The organism is Paenibacillus cineris (genome assembly GCF_018333335.1).
GTDB lineage: Bacteria > Bacillota > Bacilli > Paenibacillales > Paenibacillaceae > Paenibacillus_AQ > Paenibacillus_AQ favisporus.
In genome coordinates this window covers 747,967-770,021 of record NZ_BORU01000001.1, presented here as the reverse complement: position 1 = coordinate 770,021, position 22,055 = coordinate 747,967, and the positions used below count along the sequence as shown (strand labels likewise).

The window sequence follows — 22,055 nt, the reverse complement described above, 5'->3', positions numbered from 1 at the left end:
AAAACAGCAGCCCCCGCAGAAGCGCGAACGCCTCCCGGGGGCTGCTTTTCATCCGAATCATACCTGCATTTGAGCCCCGCTCTGGTAGCTCAGCAGTTTGCTGAAGGAACCTTTGCTCTCCTGAGAGAGCTGCAAATAACCGCCCTGCTGAATCACCTCGCCCTGCTCCATCACGATCACATGGTCCGCGTTCCGGATGGTGGACAGCCGGTGGGCGATCACGATCATCGTCATGCTTCCTTTGAGGCGTTCCAGCGTCTGCTGAATCAGAAGCTCATTTTCGCTGTCGAGCGCGCTGGTCGCTTCATCCAGGACAAGGATGCTCGGCCGCTTCAAAATCGCGCGGGCCAGCACGAGCCGCTGGCGCTCTCCGCCCGACAAGCGAACGCCCCGGTCCCCGATGACCGTGTCCAATCCCTGCGGCAGCTTGCGGACGAATTCGGCCGAGGCCGAGAACTCCAGCGCCTGCCATAGATCGTCATCCTGCGCATTGGGGTCTACCAGCTGCAAATTGTAGCGGATGCTCTCGTTGAACAGGAACGGATCCTGCGCCACGTATCCGATCGAGCCGCGCAGCGCCAGCAGCTGGCGTTCGCGCTGGAGCGAAACACCGTCCGCTCGCACTTCTCCCTCTTCCGGATGGATCAGCCCCATCAGCAGGTCGACCAGGGTGCTTTTCCCGGCGCCGGACTTGCCGACGATAGCGGTCATGCGGTTAGCCGGAATATGGACATTGATATCGCGCAGCGCGTATTGCGGCTCCTTGGGGTTGTACCGGTAGCTGACATGGGTGCAGCCGATTCCGTCTATCAAGGCAAGCTTCGAAGCCCCCGCCGCTTCCGGGCTGATCAGCTCCTGCTCCGCTTCGTACTCCTGCTGCAGCTTCCGCATGTCATGAAACGCCGGCAGATTCGAGCTGAGCTGCTCCATATTCGACTGAATGCCGATAAACCTCGGCCACAGCCGGGTAAAAATGAGCACAACCGTAATCAGCTGTTCCGGCGGAGTATGCAGCACGGCAATCGCCACGTACATAAATGCCGCGATCAGCACGACGGAGGACAGGCGGTAAATGACCTGCGACATGGAGTTCACCCGGCCGAACTCGAGGAAGTTATGCTCCATTTGGTCGGTCAGCTTACGGAACCAATGGATGTGGGACGCTTCCAGCCGGTTGCTTTTGATATCCTTAATGCCGCCGAAATGGTCGCTGATTCCCGCAAAATAATGCTTGGACAGCTCGGTGGTCTCCTCCCCGATCCGCTTGGACCTGCGCACAAACCTCCGTGCGAACAAAGCAAGCAGCCCTCCGCTGACCAGCACCATCACTGTCAATGCCGGCGACAGCCACAGGGCCAAGGCAATTTGAAGCACCGTAAAGATCAGCGACGTCACCATCTGTAAAAATAACGTCGTTCCGTAATTGACCCGCCCCAGCTCGTTGGACATCACGTGGTTAAAATCCGACCGGCGTTTGCGCAGGTAAAACTCCCACTTGGCCCGCAGCAGCCCTTCATACGTCTCGGTCCGCAGCGTCCGGATAAAGGATTGTATAATCCTTGCGTTCAGGAGGGTCTGGCTTCGCTGCAGCAGCGCTTGTCCACCAAGGATGAGGACATAGACCGCCAGGACCAGCGGCAGGCTGAGCTGCAGGGACCAGGAATGGATCAGCCCGGTAAGCGGGGCCAAAAACGGCAGGCTCCCCGAATCCATTTGCAGCAGGCCGATCATGCCCAGCAGCGGAACGATCAAATACATGCCGATGCCGTCCAACAGGCTGATGAGAAGGGTCATGGACATGTTCAAGTACAGCTTGCCTCCGGCGACCCGCTGGATTTTGCGAATATAGTAGAATAAATCCTTCATTGTACGTAGCTCCTTATCCGGATTGCCGCGTCATGAGCCCGGCCTCTCGGTCGGCTGCCGCTCCGTTGCCGAAAATGCCCACAACCGTATACTTCTCGTGTCCTTCCCTTCCCGTCACGATGTACGACCCGCAGCGCAGCCAGGCGTGAGCCGCCAGCCGCCCCTGCTCGTCCCTGCCGCTTCCCAAATACAGCGTGCTCGACAGGCCGCGGCGCTCCAGCATTTTCATGGCGGCGATCGCCTTGACCAGGCATTGGCTCTCCCACCACGTGTATCGGCTCATCCCGTGAACGGCTTTGGAGACTTGACGGATGGTCAGCAGTTCCTGCCGGCTAAGCTCCTCCTCCGGAGTCTCCTTCATATAGCTCCCCAGGGAAGGGGCGACTTTGGCGAACGGGAGTGCCTTCAGCACTCTTCCCCATGCCAGGAGCACGTAGGCTTCAGCATACATCATCTTCTGGGTCCATGGAAAACGGACAAACGCGCGCAGCTGCCTACTCCAGCTCATGCCCGTTTCTCACCTGGATCAGGCCCTCCGCCGCAAGCTTGTTCAGAAACGGATGCACTTGCTGCTCGCAGGCTTCCGGCCCGATATCATACTCTTCGACCAATTGGCCCACCAGATCCGTCAGGCTGGTCGGCGCAGCAATCAGCTCCCAGATCCGCCCGCCGATCTGCCCCAGGTTGTAATACTTGCCGGTCTCGATGCTCAGCATGACTTTCTCCCCATCCATGTCGCTGACGAGATAACCAGGGGATTGGGAGATGATGTTGGCTGCGGCGATTTCTGCTGTACTCATGATTGACCTACCTCTTTCTCATATAATTTGTTGAGAACCCATCGGGATGTTAGATTCATAGCTACGACTATTCGGCTCTTGCCACCATTCTGCGTGCTCGACGTACCATTCCACGGTTTGTTTCAACCCTTCGGTAAACCTGTATTCGGGTCTCCATCCAAGCTCATTCATAATTTTTGCCGGATTGTTGGCATATCGGTAATCCTGCCCCGGCCTGTCCGGGATGAACTCAATGAGGCTTCGAGGCTTTCCGAGCATATCCAGAATAAAATGCGTGACGTCAATCGTCTTCACTTCCTGATGTGAACCGATGTTGTATACCTCTCCACTGCGCCCCAGGTGCAGAACACGGTCGATTGCCGTATTGTTATCGCGGACATAGACCCAGTCGCGAATGCTGAGACCCTCGCCGTGGATCGGAATCTTCCTGTCCTGCAAAGCGTTCATAATGACCATAGGAATGAGCTTCTCCGGGTGCTGTGCAGGGCCGTATGTGTTGCCGAACCGGACGATATTGAACGGTAATCCATACGTATTGCTGTAGGAATGAATCAGCATATCGGCTCCAGCTTTACTGGCAGAATACGGATTGTTAGGGGCGATCGGGGAGTTTTCCGTAAAATAGCCCGTGTCATCCAAAGAACCATAAACCTCGTCGGTTGAGATCTGGAGAAACAGCCCAATGTCATAGCGGATTGCGGCATCAAGCAGAGATTGCGTTCCATTGATATTCGTGGCGACGAATGTCACCGGATCCACTATACTCCGGTCCACGTGGGATTCGCCGGCAAAATTGATGATAACATCGATCTGGTACTCCCTGATGACGGCATCTACCAGGTCCCGGTCGCAAATATCGCCTTGAATAAAGGTATAGTGGTCATAGTCTGACAAGGCGGCGATATTTTGTATATTTCCCGAATAGGTCAACTTATCGAGATTAATGAAGCGGTATGAAGGATACTTCGGAAGCATCAGCCTCAGAAAGTTCCCCCCTACGAACCCCGCACCGCCTGTAACCAAAATGGCGGGGTTGTCCTTAAACCGTCGATTCACTTGCATGCCTCTCCTCTTTTCTACACAAAATTTTCTCTTGATTTATATATTTTGTTTAGTCAAGTTTTGTTATTTAAATTTTTCAAATATTGGGAGACTTTACAGTACGCAAAAATTTCTTTGAATTATATTTTTCTAAGTTGTATATTCTACTTTCTATTGGAGGTTTTTCTGACTTCTTTTGAGCCAACATAACGGATACTAATAGTCCACAGAATAGAAAAAACCACTTGTGCATCCATAAAGTGAAACTAAACTGCATTTCAACCATATTAAGAACAACTAGTGAAGCAATAAGAAGGGTGAGACCATTTTGCCTTATCATAATTTTCAATAATATTGAGCTAATTACTAGAAACACTAGTCCGAGTGTGATACCTCCAATAAGTCCATTTTCACTGATAATCTCTAAGAATGCATTGTGTGCATAGTCTATTTGGGAATACTTTTTAAATCCAGCAGTTCCAACACCAAACATTATATGATCGTTAAACAACTTTAAAGCATCACTATGAGCCATTGAACGTTCGTTAATAGACACACCATGATCTGAGCTTACAATCAACTCTAGATTTTTTTTAACTGTCTCAGTAGTGTCTGGCAGAATATTTGCTATTAAATAAAGAACTCCAAACAAAGAAATGATTCCAATTAAAAATTGTCTAAGCTTTACTTTTTTCTGAATTAGAGAGGCTAAAAACATAAAGAGAAGCGATACTGCTAGAGATATAATTGTTCCTCTGGTATTCGCCGAAATAAATATCACCAACAGAACAAAAAACGTAACGAACAATATAACTCTCTGTAGTTTGCTTGGCCGTGGTTTAAATAACCAATAAACATTAATTAAAATACCTGAGGCAATAAGCAAACTGAACGGAATGGGGTGCGCATTTCCAATTGTTAATCTGAAATAGTCGATTCCATAAGATTTAATATAAGCATAAGATCCAAGAATAATAGCTAATATCCAAGTAGTTATCATAAAATTGACCGCAGCTTTTGTAACGTCTTCATGCTTAGAGAAATACAATCTTCCGAAATAATAATAGCTGATACCAAGCACAAAAAATTTAAGAGTCACAAGTATTGCGTCATATTTAAATGGTGAATACAAAGCTCCGAACAGTAGAACAGCTCCAAGCACAAAAAATAAAGAATCCAGCAATCTTATATTAAATCGAAGGTGTTCATTTTTTCTCTGAAGCATTTTGATTATGATTACCCCAAAAATAATAGCTGGCAGAACTACACTTAAAATTGGATCATCACTTGTATTATTAGTTTGATCTGAGTAGACAGCAGGGTTTAAAGCAGATCTAATTAGGTAGGATTGCACGGAGACTGCCAATCCTACTTCTGGTCTCCACCATGAAAGAATGAAAACTAAAATAATTATTCCTATTGTATATATCAAATCAAAACGACCTCCGTATAAAAGGTACTGCAAATTTTTAGGAATTAGAGTTTTTAACTTGTGGTGGTATTGTTTTTAATTTTCGAATAACCCAGAGAAATGGCCTGAACAAAAAATATAAAAAGAAAAGCTGTTTAGGGAGGTGCAGTAAATTTCTATCTAGTGAATCAGGATGCATTCTTCTTATTAAAAAATTGACCTTTTGGAGCCAGGTTTTTAGGGACAACTGATACTTGGCTGATGGCTCGGAATTCTCCATGACTACCATGTTATTAATAAAATCAAAGGCATATCTTGCTAAGCGACGAGAATGATTATTCTGCATTAATGGTTCAAATTTGCCTGAAATGGATCTATTAAAAAAAAGTGATAATAAAATCAACGCTTGACCCGCAAGCTGCCTGGATTTATATTTATTCAAAAGTAAAATCAGGTTGTCTTCGTTTATTCCCTTTATAAGCATTTTGTCAATATCAACAAGCCACCGTAATCTATACCAACCATGACGTGCTCCATGGGTTATTAAGTACATAAAGAGGTCCTCGCTTCCCAGGAAATAAACAGGGCTTCTGGTCTGCGTGCTACGCCTTTTTCGAGACCATAATTCATCAAAAGATGGTTCATTGCCGGAATCATGACTTAATCTCCAATGAACTTCAATTTGGATACCATTTTGTTGATGAATTCCAGAGATATGGTGCCATCTCCACTTCCATTCATTTAACACCGGTGGTAAATCCTGTTTAAATGAATACCCTAGTTTTATTAAACTCTCTCTGACATGGTCCAATTCATCAATTGGAATTAAAATATCCAAATCTTTAGAAGTCCTCATTGATAAGTCTCCATATAGACTCTCAGATAAAACAGGGCCCTTTAACATTAATGTCCGAATCCCTTCGAGCTCTAGTGCATGGATAACACGTTCCATTTCAGAGCAAAAATTAAGCATTCGAAATGTGTTTTGTTGATACTTATTCTTAAGTTCTTCCAATACGCTCCCCGGAACGGCGTAACCTATTTTTTTCAAATTAACATATACTAAAGGGTACAATCGATGATGATAAACAAGCTGCAGAAAATAATCCCAATCAAAATCGGTATAGTAGACTTTATCTTCAAGTGATCGATGATTATCGCATTGAATCAAAAAAAGCAAAAATTGCAATTCCTTCGCAAGACAATTTTTATCAAGAATATTTTTCAATTCCTGCCACACCCTCCATTTCAAAAGTATATTTCTAAAGTAACAATACTGGCTCAATCTCCTTAACACCCTTATTCAAATTGGGGCGACCAATAGAATAGTAATTGAGCTTAGTTTTTGCGAGATCTTCTTGACTATATATATTTCTGCCATCTATAAGGTTTGGTTCTGTTAACCAAGATTCAATCATCTCAGGTGAAATATTTTTAAACTCGCTCCATTCAGTAAGAATGCATAATGCATCTGCCTGAACAGCTGCCTCTTGAGCGCCTAGGCAGTACTGCACTTCTTCCCTAGTAAAGCACTTTTTAAAATTCTCAGTTGCTATTGGGTCATAAGCTCTGACTTTAGCCCCCCTTTGTAAAAGGGCATTAATAATTTCAAAAGCAGGTGCGTCTCTCACATCGTCAGTTTCAGGTTTAAAAGAAAGTCCCCAAATAGCGATAGTCCTTTCCGACAAATCTCCTAATAAAGCTTCAAGCTTACGAATAATGTTAAATCGTTGTTCATGATTTACCTCTACAACTGATTTTAACAACTTAAAATCATAGTCCATCTGGCCAGCAATTTGTATCAATGCCTGTGTGTCTTTAGGAAAACATGAACCACCATAACCGATCCCTGCCTTTAAAAATGACGATCCGATACGTTTATCGTAGCCCATGCCTGATGCAACCTGAGTGATGTCAGCACCTACTTTTTCACAGATATTAGCTATTTCATTAATGAATGATATTTTCGTTGCCAGAAAAGCATTGGAAGCATACTTGATCATCTCAGCACTCCGAATATCAGTCACCAATATATTTTCAGATAGTGGAGAGTGTAGTTTAATTAATTTCTCTTTAGCATAATCGCTTGTAGCCCCTATAATTATTCTGTCCGGATGGAGCGTATCTTGAACAGCGGTTCCTTCTCTTAAAAATTCCGGTACTGAGGCGATCTCGAATGGAAATTGTGAGTACTTAGAAATGATTTGTTTTATTTTCTCGTTGGTTCCGACGGGGACTGTACTTTTAGTAACAATAATTTTAAAATTGTTTAATGATTGGCCTATTTCTTTTGCAGCATCCTCAATAAAAGATAAATTTGCCTGTCCGTTAGGTAAAGAAGGTGTTCCCACTGCAATAATAATGATTTCTGATTTTTGGACCGCTTCAGCCAGATTTGTTGTGAAATTTAGGCGTCCCTGTTCTTTGTTTTTATGTATGAGTTCTTCTAGTCCTGGTTCATATATTGGAGAAATACCCTGCAAAAGCATGTCAACTTTATTTTCAAGTTTATCAACGCATACTACATCATTGCCAAGGTCAGAAAAGCATACACCGGATACCAAACCTACATAACCCGTCCCAATAACAGCTAATCTCATCCTATAATCTCCTCTCGTAAAACAGACCATTCATGCATTCGCGATATTTTCAAGGTACCTGATAATTTTTTTTATATTGATATCATTTTCTATTTCTTGCTGCGGTTTGGGATTCATAACTTTAAACACTGCTTTTAAATCTAGTTCTTGTAACTCCTCCCACATCGCCAGCTTATATGAATGTCTGCAGTTAATCTCCTCAAGCGTATTCTGATCTTCATTCATCAAGTCTCTGTTCAGCAAAATTAACGGCTTATTAAGAATAACTCCTTCTGCTACCGTCCCCCACCCCGGCTTCGATACGATAATATCCGCTGCAGCAACATAATTTTGTGACTCAGTATAATTAGAGGGAATATGATGTATATTCTTCCCTTCAATTTTCAAGTTACTAGAAACGACAAATAAGCATGAATCTTCCTCCCACATCTTGAATTTATCTAGATGATCGGCTTGGATACTCATACCGAGAGCTACATATACAATTTTTGAGTGACTATGTGGTTTCAATAAGTTTGTTAAACGATTTGTTTCTTCCTTAACAGGAGCCCGGCAAAAAAAACCTGATTTCATCAGACTTCCTCTTCCCCAATGGGGCTCTGCCGATCCAGATAAGTGGATAAAATAATCAATATGAGAATATATGTCGAATAAAGGTTGGAGATACTCGCGCTCGATGAATCCCTTGTAAGCCGTATACCAAGTAAAATTAGAAATACCTATCGATTGAATTTTAGCAATCTTTGCTGCGCCAATTGGAATCGGAGAAATGTCTGTGACAATAAGATCTACCTTCTCCTTTAAAATAAAATCAGCTTCTCTCTGGATTTCTAACGGCATTGTCTTTATATAGTCCACATATTTAAATTCAAACATCTTCAGATCTGGCTCAACAGAGCCTTGCTTTAGTATATAACCAAGATCTGAGGCACATTTCCGAAAGTAAATATCCCCAAAGCCAGCTGATCCAAGTAAAGAACGTTGTATAAAACCGATTGTTTTACCAGAGCAGACAATAATCCTGTAACGATGCGGAGCCTGAACCATTAAAGCTCTTATAATCGCAATACTTCGAGTCGCATGACCGTATCCGTAATCAGAAATGTAGTAGCAAATTGTCTTCAAGAGTACTCCTTTAAACCTTAATACAATGCGCTGCGATTTCGCCCCAACTTTGATAAAGCTCTATTAATTGGTTAGGATCCTGTTTAATTCCGCTCTGTACTACAATGATTTCAAGTTCAGTTAGAGCACGAATACTATGCAGTGTTTTCATAGGAATATGTAGAACATTACCAGCACTAACATCCATAAAGTTGCCGTTTTGGACGAATTCTCCTCTTCCTTTCACAATTGTCCATACCTCTTCACGACCGACTTGCATTCGATAGCTTAGGTTTTTGCCTTGTTGAATGCTTACCCTCTTAGTAATAACACAGCGGCCGTCTTCATAATATTGATCATCTAATATTCGAACCCATCCCCACTTTCTTTCCTCATACATTGGCCCCTGATCAAAATTAATGAAGTTTTTTATTTTAGGACTTGCACTTTTATCTGTTACTAGGATTCCGTCAGGGCTTACAGCGACCACAATATTTGATAAGCCCAGGATTGAGACTGGGATGTCAATTTCGTTTATAAGGTGAGTATTATCACAGTCATCACTTATAATGCCCTTGCCAATCTGTCTGTTTTTCATCTCTTCTGTTAACGTATTCCATGTTCCAAGATCCTTCCAATATCCTTCGTACGGAAGAACAACAATATCTGTTGCTTTCTCCAATACTTCGTAGTCAAAGCTGGTTCTTGGTATATCATGGTAGTTGGTTGACAGTTCACCATATTCGATAGGGAGCCCTTTACGTTTTAATAATTCTACGATGTACCCAAGTTTGAACGCAAAGACTCCACAGTTCCAAAGTGCATTTTTGGAGATCAGGTATTCAGCCACTTCCTCCGTTGGCTTCTCCATAAAACTGCTAACATGTAAATATTCAGGTTCATTTGGGCGTTGACTTTCTGAATCAGTTGGTATGATATAACCATACTTGGTTGATGGATAAGTCGGGTTTACACCGATTAATGCGATATCTGCATTAGAGTCAAGCAGTACCGACTCCATATTTTTAATAGTGTCAAAAAAATGATTCTCAACATAAGGATCTACAGGTAAAACAACGACCACTTCATCTAGCCCAACAGATGCTTGAGAATATAAATATGATGCGGATAATGTAACTGCAGCAAAAGTATCCCTACGCTCAGGCTCAATGATAAGAGGAACATTTTCTCCTACTTGACTCAACATAATTTCGATTTGCGATTTGCTTGTAGCGATGTAACTATCATCGGCTAACCCGTTAGCTGTAATCTGCCCCCAAACCCGTTGAACCATGGAAATTAGCTCATTATTTTCGTTCTCAAGCACCTTTAGAAATTGTTTGGACCTCGCATCATTGGATAACGGCCACAATCTTTTCCCAGACCCTCCCGAAAGCAAAATGATTTTCACTACTATTACCCTCCCTTTATTTCACCAGATATAAGATACTTAAATTGATAATAGAAGATTTCGATATTTATCCAACGATTGATCTTTTCTTAGATGCTGCTCTAAATACTTCCTTCCCCGTATTCCCTTATCTTTTAAAACATCACTATCAAGTGTATACATATTCATCAATTCCTTTGTTACATCTGAATAGTTTTGTGGTTCAACCACTACTCCACAACCACTGTTTTCAATCAACAAACAAGCTTCGCTACCTTTTTCAAGAACGCCTAAAACAGGTTTGCCTGCAGCCATCACACCGTAAATTTTGCTGGGGACAGAGACTCCTTTAATCCCCTTTTGATTGACAACCAAATGAATATCGGCCGCATTTAAAGTATATTTAATTTCCGATTTTGGTTGAAATGGTAAAAAGAAAACATTCCCTTGCTTATTATTTTTTACATATGTCTCCATTTCTGATTTGACTGCTCCATCACCTATAAATACAAATATAATTTCATCCATACTGGATAGATCCTTCGTAATTTTTATTAAGTTTTCTAAGTCATAATAGAGCCCTAAATTTCCTGAATACATTACAATGAATTTATTCTCCCAACCATTATTCTTAATGAATTCATGTACTTTGGGATGATCCTTTGTTAAGGGTATGATTTCTTGCTCATCTGTCCAATTGTTAATAACGGTACTCCTTGTAATTTCCTTATTGGCAAATCTTTTGTTTAGGGTTTCCTGCATATCATGACCTACAGTAATAATATGATCTGCATACTTGCAATTCATGGTATCCAACCATTTCGCGGCACGATAAAGAAATTTATTTCTCATAAAACTAACAGCCTCTGCTTGTTCTGGGTTAAAATCTTGTATATTGTAAATATGTTTTGCGTGTTTGAAAAATTTTCCTATCGAGCCGATCACCCCCCCTAGAATAGGAGGTGTGGAGACTGTATAAAGAATCTGAATATTTTTTTGTTTTAGAAGTAAAAAGTTAGCATAAAAAAAATAAGCTGCCATATAACGCAACCTACTCCATTTGTTCCGTTTATTTTGTTTGGGCAGCCTGATTCTTAAAATATCAATATTCTCCAATTTATCTGCTAAAAACCTTGTTTTGGAATGTTCCTCTGTCGCAATATCTTCAGGTTGTGCCGCAATCACAATAATGTGAAAATCTTTTTGAATGTGGAGACATAGCTCGGTTAGCAGTTGCCCCGTTGATGCATAATCCGGATAAAAATAATTAATCACAAAAACAATCTTAGGTTTCATAGCCCAATCCCTTTCAATTGTCTCTTTTCTCGACTCTCATCAAATCTATATTTCTTAAATTGCGCAGGCGTACCCGCATGAATTTCATTTGCCGGCACATCGCGAGTAACCGTACTTCTTGCGGCAACTACTGCCATGACACCGACAGTGATACCCGGATTAATGAAAACATCACTTGCTACCCAGGCCCCATCCATAACTACTACGGGCTTAGTAATCAACCCGAATTTAGGGTCGGAGATATCATGGGTTCCTGTGCACAGATAGGAGCGCTGTGATATAACGCAATGTTCCCCAATTTCAATACGATCCAAACTGTAAAATTCCACTTGATCACCAATCCATGAGTAATCACCGATACTCACTTTCCATGGGTATGTAAATTTGGCTGAAGCCCTGATTTGAACACCTTTACCAATATGGGCACCAAATAAGCGCAGCAGAAAATTTCGCCATTTATACATGGGATGAAGAGAAAAGCGAAAAAGACTTCCTTGAACGAGCCACCAAAGCAGCACATACCAACCGCTTCTCCCTCTGGAATATCCTTCTTGATGATATTGATCCAATCGAATACGGTTACTGATCATGGACAATCGTGCTCCCATTCGAAATTGGTTTATTTTGCAGCAAGGTGTCATACACTTGGACCGTAGATTTAATGTAATGCTCTCTGGTAAAACTTCTCATCAAACGTTTTCTGCTGTTCATTCCAAGTTCATCTTTATTTTCTTTGCTGAAAATTTCCGTGATCGCATCAGCAATTGCTTCTCCATTCTTTGCGGGGACCAGTTTCCCTATATCAGTTGTGACCATCTCCGGGACTCCACCCACATCAGTAGCTACAATAGGCAGCGAAGCAGCCATCGCTTCCAAAATTACTGTAGGAAAGATATCATAGACGGAAGGCAAGACAAAGAGATCCGCCTGCGACAATAATTCAGGAATGTCTCTGCGCAATCCCAAAAAGAAGACATTATCCAGTTCCAGTTCATCTGCCAAGCTCATTAATGAATCTTTATAATGTAAGTCGGAATCAAAAGCAACATCTCCTACGATAATATACTTTAGCGATGGATCTGTTTTTTTTGTTAGATGAGCTGCCTTAAGCAGATACTCTATTCCTTTCATTGGCGATAAACGAGCAACAGTGATGATAATTTTATCCTGGTCTTTTAAATCAAGTTCCTTTTTTAAAGGATGAACCGTCTTGTTGTGAACCGCTAACTGTTCCACATGAATTCCGTTATAAATTTTGATCAGCTTACTAGAATGCTGCTTTCCCCACTTGAACATCGTCTTGCTCCGGTCACATAAAACAATGACTTTGTCATTAAAGCAATGATTCAAATAACCAACAAATTTATAAGCGAACAGCGGTTTTCTAGGCAACTCGTGAACGGTTTGCAAAGTAGGTATTCCCATCAGCTTGCCGACTATGTTGCCTCCAATGAGTTCCATCTTATGAGAATGAATTAAATCGATATTGTACTTTGATGCGATCTGCCGGATAGATCGAATACTTCGAAATAAATTAACGAAATTACGAGCGAAATACATCGGATCCGTCGGCTTGCCAAAAACAGCGAGAACACTGAACAACACAGTAGCTCCAGCAGCTTCATACTTTTCTACATAGGGACTGTGACCAGGAAGAACGACAAATGGTTTATATTTGGTTTTATCCAGTCCCTGAACAAGTTGAAGAAGGACTGTATCAACGCCCCCAACATGGCTGGCATACGGTTGAATGTAAAGGATATTGATCATTTTCAAACACCTCATGAAATTGCTGTTTTGATTGCTTCAGAAACGGCCTTGGCATAGGAATGAGGATGTAGTTTTCTCCATAACTGAAAACTCATTTTCCATTGGGAGCGTACGTAATCCTGATGGTCCATTAACCACCGGAATGCCTGTAACAGGTCATTAACATCCAATGGGTCAATAATCAGACCGTTCTGTTGGTTGATGATAATATCCTTCGTAGCACCAGCGTATTTGGATGCCAGTACAAAGGTGTTCGTGGCCAAAGCCTCGTTAACGACAAGCCCCCATACTTCGATCAAAGAAGGAAATAACAAGCAGTCGCTTTGAATAAGGTAATCTGTCAATTCTTCTTTTTGTTTGTAGCCTTCAAAATGGATCTGACTTTGTAAACCATAGTTGCTGACCCTTTGGGCTAATTTTTGTTCATCGGGACCCGACCCGACGATCTTTAATTCCCAGGAGGAATCCCCAAGTAAATTCAATGCATCGATGATTTGCACTAATCCTTTTCGTTCAATTAACTGGCCTATAAACAGTAACTTCAATTTATTCTGCTTTTTATAATCGGAATCAGCTCGATTTAAATACTCTTTGTATTTGTTTCTGAAAAATCGAATATCAACTGTGTTGTAACCGACCACGATTTTTTCCTGTTCGACTCCGTAATGCTTTAAGCAGTTGGCTGATTCCGTTCCGTACGTAATAAAAGCATCCGCAGAATGAAAAAAAAGTTTCCTTGCCCGATTGACTAATCCATTATTGACTCTGCTGCTTTCCAGAGTGCTTCCCCACCAGACAATAAATTTCTTTCTGAACATTTTGCTATAATAAAGTGCCGACCAGTAGCCTAAAGAGTCGTAACCTGAAGTAATAATAACGTCTGGATTTTCCTTTACAAGCCTAAAAAAAATGCCTGGATTAATATGCACCCCCATATCCAACCTTTGGATGTAAGTGTGAATTCCAGGCAAACAAGTATAGTTATAATTAATGTCTTGGTGATTAATATTCCACTGCCGGTTCTTTTCTCGTTCTTCCAAGTACCATACCTTTAATTCGATGTCATTTTGTTCTTTTAATCTATTCAGTACAGGAATTCGGTAAGGAGCAATTGTATTAGTAAGTAAAAGTGTTTTTATCATCATTGCTTACCTCATATGAATCAAATTTTTTGTGCAGTGTACTAATGAGCCTATCTCCATACTTTTCCCAAGTATATTCTTTAGCTTTGTTAATAGCGTTATGCTCCATCCGTTTAATTTCCGACGGATTATCCATCAAGTGCAGTATCGCGTTTTCAAGGGCAACGGTATCTCTGGGCGGAATTATGATGCCTTCTTCATTGTTTGATATTACACTTCCAGCATTAAATGTAACAATTTGAGGCAACCCACTTCCCAATGCCTCATAAGTTACAACAGCACTTCCTTCACATAGACTCGGAAAAACAAAAATATGAGAACTATTATATAATTCCACAAGTTTCCTTTGGGGGACGAAATCGATATGCCTGTATAAATTAGAGTATTGATTTAAATAAGGAACAAAATCATTATCGATTCCACCGACAAGAACAAGATCAAGAGGTGCGTCTGGACGTTTCTGCTTTATATTCTTTACAGCGTCTAATAAATACTTCAATCCTTTTCTATGCCCTATCTGGCCTACAAATAAAAGTCTTAAGCAATCATCAGGCTTCTTTATTTGCGTATCCCTCTTAAATAATTTTGCGTCATAGCCATAGGGTACTAGAAGCAGCTTCTTTTCAGAAATTCCGTTACTTATCATAGATTGATAAACAAATTCGCTAGGTACTAGTATGTAGTCCGCCATGTCATATTCTTGTAATTTCCGCTTTACCATCAAGGGATGCAAATTCGCAGGGACTCTTCCAAATTCATCATTATAAATCTGAATCTCCGTTAAGACATGAGCGATTCTTTGCTCTAAAAATAGGGTGGATTTTTGTTTTTTTAGTTTCTTCATTTGCATCAGGGAGTAATTGTTAAATCCAATAATGAAATCCGCTTTTTTTAGCTTAATGGATACCATACAGTCAAATAAAATATCCGACAATAAATTATAGGGAATGTACTGTCCTATTAATGGCATTTTACGCAACGCATAACCCACCATTAGAGGCAATGAAATACGAGTTATATGCTGATCTGGTATGGTTTGGCTGTTAACCTTTTTACCGGTATAGAATGTTTTTAACATCCCGCCTCTTTCTAACGACTCCGCTGTAAACGTAGCATGGAATTTAGATCCCACGGACACTATTCCTTGTTTCAACATTTTACTCACCTATAATTTTTAATATGATTATTCAATTACATTGAAAAAGAGTCGGTAATTGTTCCAAAAAGATATCTCCGACACCATGGATTTATATTGGCTTATTCCATTCTGATTGACCAAACATCCTCCGCTTCCAAATTCATCAATATACCTTTGTAGGGTATTTGCTAGATCATCGGTATCTTCAACTAAAAAAGTGTAACCTAATTCAAACTTATCAATCGTATACCCTAGTTCACCGTGATTTGGACCAATAATAAATTTCCCGTTTGCAACTCCTTCTGTTAACGGACCACTTTGGCCTGTGAATATTTTCCTGTATGGCAACACAACTGCATTCGTCATTCCGAAATAATAGGAAACGGACTCATCTGGTACATATCCCAATTTTAGGATAGTATTATTTTCTAAGAAGCTTCCTTCAATTTGTTTCTCAATAAATGGCCGATCAAAATGCTCCTCTTTTCCAACAATAAATAGCGTAAATGTACGATTACTAACCTTCTTTAACGATTCAATTAACAAGTCGAGTCCTTTATCATAACGCAAGCCGCCAAAGGCCAAAAGAAAAGGCCTCTTTAAATTCTGGATGTTTATCTCCTCATATACTGTAGTTATATCTTTATTCCTTACGTCAACTGAATTATGGAGATTGGGGTAAGGAACAGAAAATATCCTGTTGCTTTTTGTTGTGGGGCCTAACAACTTTAAAACTTTTTCCTTCGTATAATCCCCATGAACAACAACTTTATCTAGAACCTTTCCCTTAATTAGTCCATATAACAGTATTTTCTTAATGGTCTTATTAGGATACCAGTGCAATGTCCCGGTTACCCTGAACCCGAAGAGGTAAATGATTGGCATGATCAGCATAACTAAAACAAGAATACTATCCAGATAAAGCAGATGAATATGTTTTATTTTCTGTCTTTTTGCGATCCATAACATTTGAAATAACAATTCTAAATCGTGAATTAAATGATGTTTTCTTTTAGTCAAAATACTCTTGTATTTGATACCCTCATTATTTAATGAAGACTGTAATTGAGAAGATGCCTTCGTTACAAATAAAACTTCTCTTTCTTTAGAAATCCCCTTAATAAGAGAAAGATCATAACTCGATCGATGACCACTGCTTGTTGTATCAAAAAATAGAATTCTATCCATCTTTCCCTCTATTCCAAGAAACTAATTTCGATAAATTAGTTTACTTATTGTTGCTTCATTGAGTTTTCATATGAAATTCCTTTACATTTACATTAGGTTCTTGTTCTGAATTGAGCCTAAATATTTTTCTTTGAACAAGATATATTGAGAATACAACCAATGGAACAGACACCAATTTAGCCACTCCAGTTCCAATGTCCCCCATATGCGGAATTAGAAAATATAATAAGATTAAGGCCGATAGCGAGGTAGTTAGTGAAATTACCGTATTTATTTTTACGTATCCGGTACCGTTCAAACAATAATAAGGAATAATACCAAAAGCTCCAATCGAAGTTGACACAGCTAGTACTCGAAATAATTTTACGTGTTGATGTGCAAACTCACTGTTGATCCAAATCGATAATATCGGACTTGCGAATATATAAGCTACGGAGAATGATAAAACAATGAATATAGACTTATATAAAAAAGCTTTTGAATACACTTCTCGGATTTTCGCTAAATTTCTACTTTCATAGAGTGAACTAAATTTGGGTAAAAGAAACGCTGCTGCTGCAGTTGGTATTTCATGAATCTTTACAACTAGTTGCATGCAAACCGAATAATATCCAAGAACAGCTGGGCCGAGCAAAAATCCTATAACAAGTTTATCTGCTTGGGCATTCAAGGCGCTAATAATCAGTTGAAACCAGGAATAAATTCCATAACTAAAAATTTTTTTGAAAATAATCTTGTTAAACAGATAAGGTTTGAAAGAAAGGTTTGAGTTTATTTTTTTTGCTATACAAATATTGAAAAAAAGAAATAATACAGTGAATATAAACATAGATATAACGAGAATTTTAATATCTTTATAAAACAGAGCCAATACCGTGAAAGTTATTGATGTAATCAAATTGAATGCGATATTAACTTTACTATTAATATCATATCGTTGTTTTGCCATGTACGAACCGGACACAACACTATTGATAATTCTTATACCTACGATACCACCAACTAAATAGGTTACTGACATTATTTCCGTCATCCCTGTGCTGCCAAAAAAAAGTGGAAATAGATAGCCTCCAAACAAGAAAGTAAATAAATTAACAGTTATTGCTAGAATAACTGAACATGTTATGGATATTGAAAACAACTGGTTAAACATTGCATTGTTTGCCGTAGCCTCGTATTCAGATCCAATCTTAATAAATGCGTTCCCTAATCCGAAATTAGACACACCCAATACATTAATTAGTGAATTAATTAGAACCCAGATACCATAATTCGAGCTTCCCAAATTGGATAACAACATCGGGGTGGATATAACTAGTATCATTGGAGTAATGACATAAGATAAGACGCTGTAGAGCACATTTTTACTATCACTGTTTTTAGTAAAAGAGACAAACTTTGTTTTTAGCTTCATTAAAGATGCTCCACTCTATTAGGAAGATATTCTGAAGCAATTAAATAAAGCAGGACTGCAGACAGCCCCGCTTATTTATAATGACTTATTTTAAATAGGAAGCACAGATTCCCTATAATTTGTCTGTGCCTGAACTCTCCTCAAATCCTCATCAACCATCATCTGAATCAACTGTTTAAAGCCTACTTCCAGTTGCCAACCCAGCTTTTCCTTGGCCTTCGAACAATCGCCCAGCAATAGATCCACTTCTGCGGGGCGAACAAATTCGGGATCAATTACGACGTAATCTCTGTAATCCAAACCAACGTAAGAAAAAGCTACTTCGAGAAGCTCCTTAACGCTGTGCATTTCGCCTGTAGAAATAACATAGTCATCCGGCTCGTCTTGCTGCAGCATCAGCCACATGGCCTTCACATAATCCCCGGCAAATCCCCAGTCCCGAAGAGAATCGAGATTCCCCATTCTCAGCTCATGCTCCAGACCCAGCTTAATTCTGGCTACACCGTCCGTTACTTTTCTGGTCACAAACTCAAGTCCGCGCCGCGGGGACTCGTGATTAAATAGGATTCCGGAACAAGCAAACATATTAAAGCTTTCACGATAGTTGACCGTGATCCAATGTCCATATACTTTCGCAACGCCGTAAGGGCTTCGCGGATAGAATGGAGTCGTTTCCTTTTGCGGTGTTTCGACGACCTTTCCAAACATTTCGGAGCTGGAAGCCTGGTAGACTTTAGCCTGCGGCTTTATAATGCGCACAGCTTCCAACATGTTGGTTACCGAAATCGCGGTCATTTGTCCTGTTGCCAAAGGCTGGGGCCAGGATGCGGCAACAAACGATTGGGCAGCGAGGTTATATACCTCGTCAGGATCGGATAAGCGTACCGCTTCAATCAAGGAAGCCAAGTCCGTCAGGTCCCCGGAAATCCATTTAATCTGGTCTTTGATGTGTTGAATATTTTCGTAGTTTGGCGTGCTCGTCCGTCTCCGCAGTCCAAACACTTCATAGCCTTTTGCCAACAATAGCTCCGCCAAATAGGAACCGTCTTGTCCTGTAACCCCTGTAATCAGCGCTCTTTTCATATTATCCTCCGATATTCTCTATACTTGTTTGATTAAAAGGTCGTCCCGGTAAGCCTTATAAACCGATTCCAGACCTTCCTGAAGTGTAACTTTGGCTTTCCAGCCGAGCTTGTTGATTTTCGTAACGTCTACCAGTTTTCTAGGGGTACCATCCGGCACAGTCGAGTTGAACACAATCTCCCCTTCATAACCAACCACCGACTGGATGAGCTCTGCCAGTTCCCTGATTGAAATATCCTGACCAACGCCGACGTTAATAATGTCGCTGTCATCATACTGATCCATAAGGAACAAACAGGCTTCAGCTAAATCATCCGAATGGAGGAACTCCCGTCTGGGGTTTCCAGTCCCCCATACCTCGACCGAGCTGAGATGGTTTTGCTTCGCCTCATGGAATTTGCGGATTAATGCCGGCAGAACATGGGACGTTTGTAAGTCAAAATTGTCGTTAGGGCCGTACATATTTGTCGGCATCACCGATATGTAATTCGTTCCGTATTGGCGGTTGTACGACTGGCACATGTTGATGCCTGCAATTTTGGCAATGGCATAGGGCTGATTGGTCGGTTCAAGCTCACCGGTGAGCAAGTATTCTTCCTTTAGCGGTTGCGGGGCAAACTTCGGATAGATACAGGTGGAACCAAGGAATAACAGCTTCTTCACTTGGTTTTGGTACGCAGCGTCAATGACATTCGTTTGGATGAGTAAATTATCCCTGATGAAATCCGCCGGGTAATCATTGTTCGCCGTAATCCCCCCAACCTTGGCAGCCGCTAAAAAAACGTATTCGATCTGTTCCTGTTCAAAAAAACGATCGACCTCGGCCTTATTTCTCAAATCCAGTTCCGTGCTTGTGCGGGTAATTAAATGGTGGAACCCCCGCTGTTGGAGAGCCCGCAGAATCGCAGACCCCACTAATCCTCGATGTCCAGCCACATAAATTCTCGAATTCAAATCCATAAACCATCAGCTCCTGCCCGATCTTTAATAAGCATTCTTTGAACCAGCAAACATCCGGATCGTCATAAAAATAATCTTCCAATCCATCATCACGCCGCGCTGCTCGATATACCGCAAATCCAGCTCCACCATCTCGCTGAAGCTCAGCTCGTTTCGTCCGCTCACCTGCCAGAGGCCGGTGCACCCGGGGATGACCCTCAAGCGCAGCTTATCGTAGCTGCTGTATTCCGCGACCTCCCGCGGAAGGGCCGGCCGGGGGCCGACAAGCGACATGTCACCGCGCACAACGTTCCAGAGCTGCGGCAGCTCGTCGATGCTCGTTTTGCGTATGAAGGCGCCCACCCGGGTGATGCGCGGGTCCTTTTTCATTTTGAACATGGCGCCGCTGATTTCGTTTTGCTCCAGAAGTCCATCCAGCAGCTCCTCGGCATTGGATACCATAGAGCGGAACTTGTACATCCGGAACGGCTTTTCTTCTTTACCGACACGGGTTTGTCCAAAAAAAACGGACCCTTTCGGGTCCTCCAGTTTAATCAGAATCGCAACGATCAGAAACAGCGGTGAGAGCACGACAAGGCCGATCAGCGCAAGGACGATATCCGTCGCTCTTTTAAACGCTTGATAAATGACCCGGGGATTGTCGTTCTCCAGAACATATGGCGAGTACGCCGGCGTACCCTCGAATGCGACATCCGACTCGTTTCTTTGCGGTGTGGGAGAGATCACCACCTATCACCTCACTAGCGATTTATTTTGCCGAGCTGTTCCCGCTCGAGAATATGCTCCATCCCCTGCAGCAGCGGGGTGCGCAGTTCTTCGTACTGCAGCGCAAAATCCAGTGTCGTCATGATGAAGCCCAGCTTCTCGCCGACATCGTAACGCGTGCCTTCGAAATCGTAAGCATAGACACCCTGGCTCTCGTTCAGCTTCTGAATGGCGTCGGTCAGCTGAATTTCCCCGCCGGCTCCCTCTTCCTGCAGCCCCAGGTAGCTGAAAATTTCCGGCGTCAGAACATACCTGCCCATAATGGCCAGGTTCGACGGAGCCTGTCCTGCCGGCGGTTTCTCCACAAAATAGCTCACTTCGTGCAAACGTCCGAACTTCTCCAAAGGCGCAACCACCCCATACCGGTGCGTCTGTTCGCTCGGAACGGTCTGCACGCCGATGACGGACTTTTCAACTTGCTCGTACTGCTCCACCAACTGGCGGATGCAGGGCACCTCGGACTGTACGATGTCATCCCCAAGCAGCACTGCAAAGGGCTCATTGCCAATAAAGTTGCGGGCGCACCACACGGCATGCCCCAGCCCTTTGGCTTCCTTCTGGCGTATGTAGTGAATCTCCACGTTGGAGGACCGGCGGACTTCGTCCAAAAGGTCAAACTTCCCCTTGCTGAACAGATTGTTCTCCAGCTCAAACGCATGATCGAAATGGTCCTCGATGGAGCGCTTGCCTTTGCCGGTCACGATAATAATGTCCTCGATTCCGGACGCCACCGCTTCTTCTACGATGTACTGAATCGTCGGCTTGTCGACGATCGGCAGCATTTCCTTCGGCATCGCTTTGGTCGCGGGTAAGAACCGGGTTCCAAGCCCCGCTGCGGGAATAATCGCTTTTTTCACTTTCCTCATCTCATTCACTACCCATCTTTTATATTTTTCTTTGTACCCCAGATGCATGCTGTGTATGTAGAAAACCTAGCTATATGCTCTTCGCAAACAGGGAAAAGACCATAGCTCCATTTTCTAAAAAACAGGGCATTCAACCCGTCCTCACATCACACCCTCGACAATGAATGTCTAAGGTCCATAGGACCCACAGCGTGACCGAGTGCCTCCAGTGATAAAGGTGC

20 protein-coding genes are annotated in these 22,055 nt (G+C 42.2%); all 20 read right to left on the bottom strand.

What is annotated here, in order from left to right; all coding sequences use genetic code 11:
- Nucleotides 1-57: 57 nt before the first annotated feature.
- The 20 genes from KI379_RS03975 to galU all read right to left on the bottom strand — a co-directional run bounded on the left by KI379_RS03975 (nt 58) and on the right by galU (nt 21,834).
- On the bottom strand, nt 58-1,866 hold the full coding sequence (locus tag KI379_RS03975) for an ABC transporter ATP-binding protein (RefSeq protein ID WP_212982841.1): 1,809 nt from the start codon (nt 1,864-1,866) through the stop codon (nt 58-60).
- A gap of 13 nt (nt 1,867-1,879) precedes the next feature.
- On the bottom strand, nt 1,880-2,374 hold the full coding sequence (locus KI379_RS03970) for a lasso peptide biosynthesis B2 protein (protein ID WP_089545899.1): 495 nt from the start codon (nt 2,372-2,374) through the stop codon (nt 1,880-1,882).
- On the bottom strand, nt 2,361-2,666 hold the full coding sequence (locus KI379_RS03965) for a lasso peptide biosynthesis PqqD family chaperone (protein ID WP_089545898.1): 306 nt from the start codon (nt 2,664-2,666) through the stop codon (nt 2,361-2,363). Before KI379_RS03965 ends, KI379_RS03970 begins: the two co-directional genes overlap by 14 nt.
- Before the next feature lie 18 nt (nt 2,667-2,684).
- A complete protein-coding gene (gene rfbB, locus KI379_RS03960) occupies nt 2,685-3,722 on the bottom strand; it encodes a dTDP-glucose 4,6-dehydratase (RefSeq protein ID WP_244879183.1) in 1,038 nt (345 codons plus the stop codon).
- A gap of 82 nt (nt 3,723-3,804) precedes the next feature.
- A complete protein-coding gene (locus tag KI379_RS03955) occupies nt 3,805-5,139 on the bottom strand; it encodes an O-antigen ligase family protein (RefSeq protein WP_212982839.1) in 1,335 nt (444 codons plus the stop codon).
- Nucleotides 5,140-5,176: 37 nt separating this feature from the next.
- Nucleotides 5,177-6,346 (bottom strand): nucleotidyltransferase domain-containing protein, encoded by a 1,170-nt coding sequence (locus KI379_RS03950; protein WP_212982838.1) that lies wholly within the window; start codon nt 6,344-6,346, stop codon nt 5,177-5,179.
- A 34-nt stretch (nt 6,347-6,380) separates the two neighbouring features.
- Nucleotides 6,381-7,718 (bottom strand): UDP-glucose dehydrogenase family protein, encoded by a 1,338-nt coding sequence (locus KI379_RS03945; RefSeq protein ID WP_212982837.1) that lies wholly within the window; start codon nt 7,716-7,718, stop codon nt 6,381-6,383.
- Between the two features lie 30 nt (nt 7,719-7,748).
- Nucleotides 7,749-8,843: a glycosyltransferase gene (locus KI379_RS03940; RefSeq protein ID WP_212982836.1), complete on the bottom strand. Its 1,095-nt coding sequence runs from the start codon at nt 8,841-8,843 to the stop codon at nt 7,749-7,751.
- A 10-nt stretch (nt 8,844-8,853) separates the two neighbouring features.
- Nucleotides 8,854-10,233 carry a sugar phosphate nucleotidyltransferase gene (locus tag KI379_RS03935; protein ID WP_212982835.1) on the bottom strand — a complete coding sequence of 460 codons (1,380 nt, stop codon included), beginning with the start codon at nt 10,231-10,233 and terminating at the stop codon, nt 8,854-8,856.
- A 39-nt stretch (nt 10,234-10,272) separates the two neighbouring features.
- Nucleotides 10,273-11,508, bottom strand: coding sequence for a glycosyltransferase family 4 protein (locus KI379_RS03930; RefSeq protein ID WP_212982834.1), 1,236 nt, complete (start codon nt 11,506-11,508; stop codon nt 10,273-10,275).
- Nucleotides 11,505-12,098: a putative colanic acid biosynthesis acetyltransferase gene (locus KI379_RS03925; RefSeq protein ID WP_212982833.1), complete on the bottom strand. Its 594-nt coding sequence runs from the start codon at nt 12,096-12,098 to the stop codon at nt 11,505-11,507. Before KI379_RS03925 ends, KI379_RS03930 begins: the two co-directional genes overlap by 4 nt.
- The gene (locus KI379_RS03920) at nt 12,088-13,278 is read right to left on the bottom strand and encodes a glycosyltransferase (RefSeq protein ID WP_212982832.1); all 1,191 of its coding nucleotides are present in this window, start codon (nt 13,276-13,278) and stop codon (nt 12,088-12,090) included. Before KI379_RS03920 ends, KI379_RS03925 begins: the two co-directional genes overlap by 11 nt.
- Before the next feature lie 11 nt (nt 13,279-13,289).
- A complete protein-coding gene (locus KI379_RS03915; RefSeq protein ID WP_212982831.1) occupies nt 13,290-14,423 on the bottom strand; it encodes a glycosyltransferase family 4 protein in 1,134 nt (377 codons plus the stop codon).
- Nucleotides 14,395-15,576: a glycosyltransferase family 4 protein gene (locus tag KI379_RS03910; RefSeq protein WP_212982830.1), complete on the bottom strand. Its 1,182-nt coding sequence runs from the start codon at nt 15,574-15,576 to the stop codon at nt 14,395-14,397. Before KI379_RS03910 ends, KI379_RS03915 begins: the two co-directional genes overlap by 29 nt.
- A gap of 27 nt (nt 15,577-15,603) precedes the next feature.
- Nucleotides 15,604-16,746 (bottom strand): glycosyltransferase, encoded by a 1,143-nt coding sequence (locus tag KI379_RS03905; protein WP_212982829.1) that lies wholly within the window; start codon nt 16,744-16,746, stop codon nt 15,604-15,606.
- A gap of 55 nt (nt 16,747-16,801) precedes the next feature.
- Nucleotides 16,802-18,160: an oligosaccharide flippase family protein gene (locus KI379_RS03900; protein ID WP_212982828.1), complete on the bottom strand. Its 1,359-nt coding sequence runs from the start codon at nt 18,158-18,160 to the stop codon at nt 16,802-16,804.
- A 90-nt stretch (nt 18,161-18,250) separates the two neighbouring features.
- Complete coding sequence (gmd, locus tag KI379_RS03895; protein WP_200631859.1) at nt 18,251-19,243, bottom strand: GDP-mannose 4,6-dehydratase; 993 nt, start codon at nt 19,241-19,243, stop codon at nt 18,251-18,253.
- Nucleotides 19,244-19,261: 18 nt separating this feature from the next.
- Nucleotides 19,262-20,203, bottom strand: coding sequence for a GDP-L-fucose synthase (gene fcl, locus KI379_RS03890; protein WP_212982827.1), 942 nt, complete (start codon nt 20,201-20,203; stop codon nt 19,262-19,264).
- A gap of 24 nt (nt 20,204-20,227) precedes the next feature.
- Nucleotides 20,228-20,926, bottom strand: coding sequence for a sugar transferase (locus tag KI379_RS03885; protein WP_089550070.1), 699 nt, complete (start codon nt 20,924-20,926; stop codon nt 20,228-20,230).
- A gap of 17 nt (nt 20,927-20,943) precedes the next feature.
- Nucleotides 20,944-21,834 (bottom strand): UTP--glucose-1-phosphate uridylyltransferase GalU, encoded by an 891-nt coding sequence (gene galU / locus KI379_RS03880; RefSeq protein WP_212982826.1) that lies wholly within the window; start codon nt 21,832-21,834, stop codon nt 20,944-20,946.
- Between the last annotated feature and the right edge of the window lie 221 nt (nt 21,835-22,055).

Bases quoted from the DNA above. Each gene is read 5' to 3' on its own strand.
- KI379_RS03975 (WP_212982841.1), bottom strand. From the start codon at position 1,866: ATGAAGGATTTATTCTACTATATTCGCAAAATCCAGCGGGTCGCCGGA.
- KI379_RS03970 (WP_089545899.1), bottom strand. From the start codon at position 2,374: ATGAGCTGGAGTAGGCAGCTGCGCGCGTTTGTCCGTTTTCCATGGACC.
- KI379_RS03965 (WP_089545898.1), bottom strand. From the start codon at position 2,666: ATGAGTACAGCAGAAATCGCCGCAGCCAACATCATCTCCCAATCCCCT.
- KI379_RS03945 (WP_212982837.1), bottom strand. From the start codon at position 7,718: ATGAGATTAGCTGTTATTGGGACGGGTTATGTAGGTTTGGTATCCGGT.
- KI379_RS03930 (WP_212982834.1), bottom strand. From the start codon at position 11,508: ATGAAACCTAAGATTGTTTTTGTGATTAATTATTTTTATCCGGATTAT.
- KI379_RS03925 (WP_212982833.1), bottom strand. From the start codon at position 12,098: ATGATCAGTAACCGTATTCGATTGGATCAATATCATCAAGAAGGATAT.
- KI379_RS03920 (WP_212982832.1), bottom strand. From the start codon at position 13,278: ATGATCAATATCCTTTACATTCAACCGTATGCCAGCCATGTTGGGGGC.
- KI379_RS03915 (WP_212982831.1), bottom strand. From the start codon at position 14,423: ATGATGATAAAAACACTTTTACTTACTAATACAATTGCTCCTTACCGA.
- KI379_RS03910 (WP_212982830.1), bottom strand. From the start codon at position 15,576: ATGTTGAAACAAGGAATAGTGTCCGTGGGATCTAAATTCCATGCTACG.
- KI379_RS03905 (WP_212982829.1), bottom strand. From the start codon at position 16,746: ATGGATAGAATTCTATTTTTTGATACAACAAGCAGTGGTCATCGATCG.
- KI379_RS03900 (WP_212982828.1), bottom strand. From the start codon at position 18,160: ATGAAGCTAAAAACAAAGTTTGTCTCTTTTACTAAAAACAGTGATAGT.
- gmd (WP_200631859.1), bottom strand. From the start codon at position 19,243: ATGAAAAGAGCGCTGATTACAGGGGTTACAGGACAAGACGGTTCCTAT.
- fcl (WP_212982827.1), bottom strand. From the start codon at position 20,203: ATGGATTTGAATTCGAGAATTTATGTGGCTGGACATCGAGGATTAGTG.
- galU (WP_212982826.1), bottom strand. From the start codon at position 21,834: ATGAGGAAAGTGAAAAAAGCGATTATTCCCGCAGCGGGGCTTGGAACC.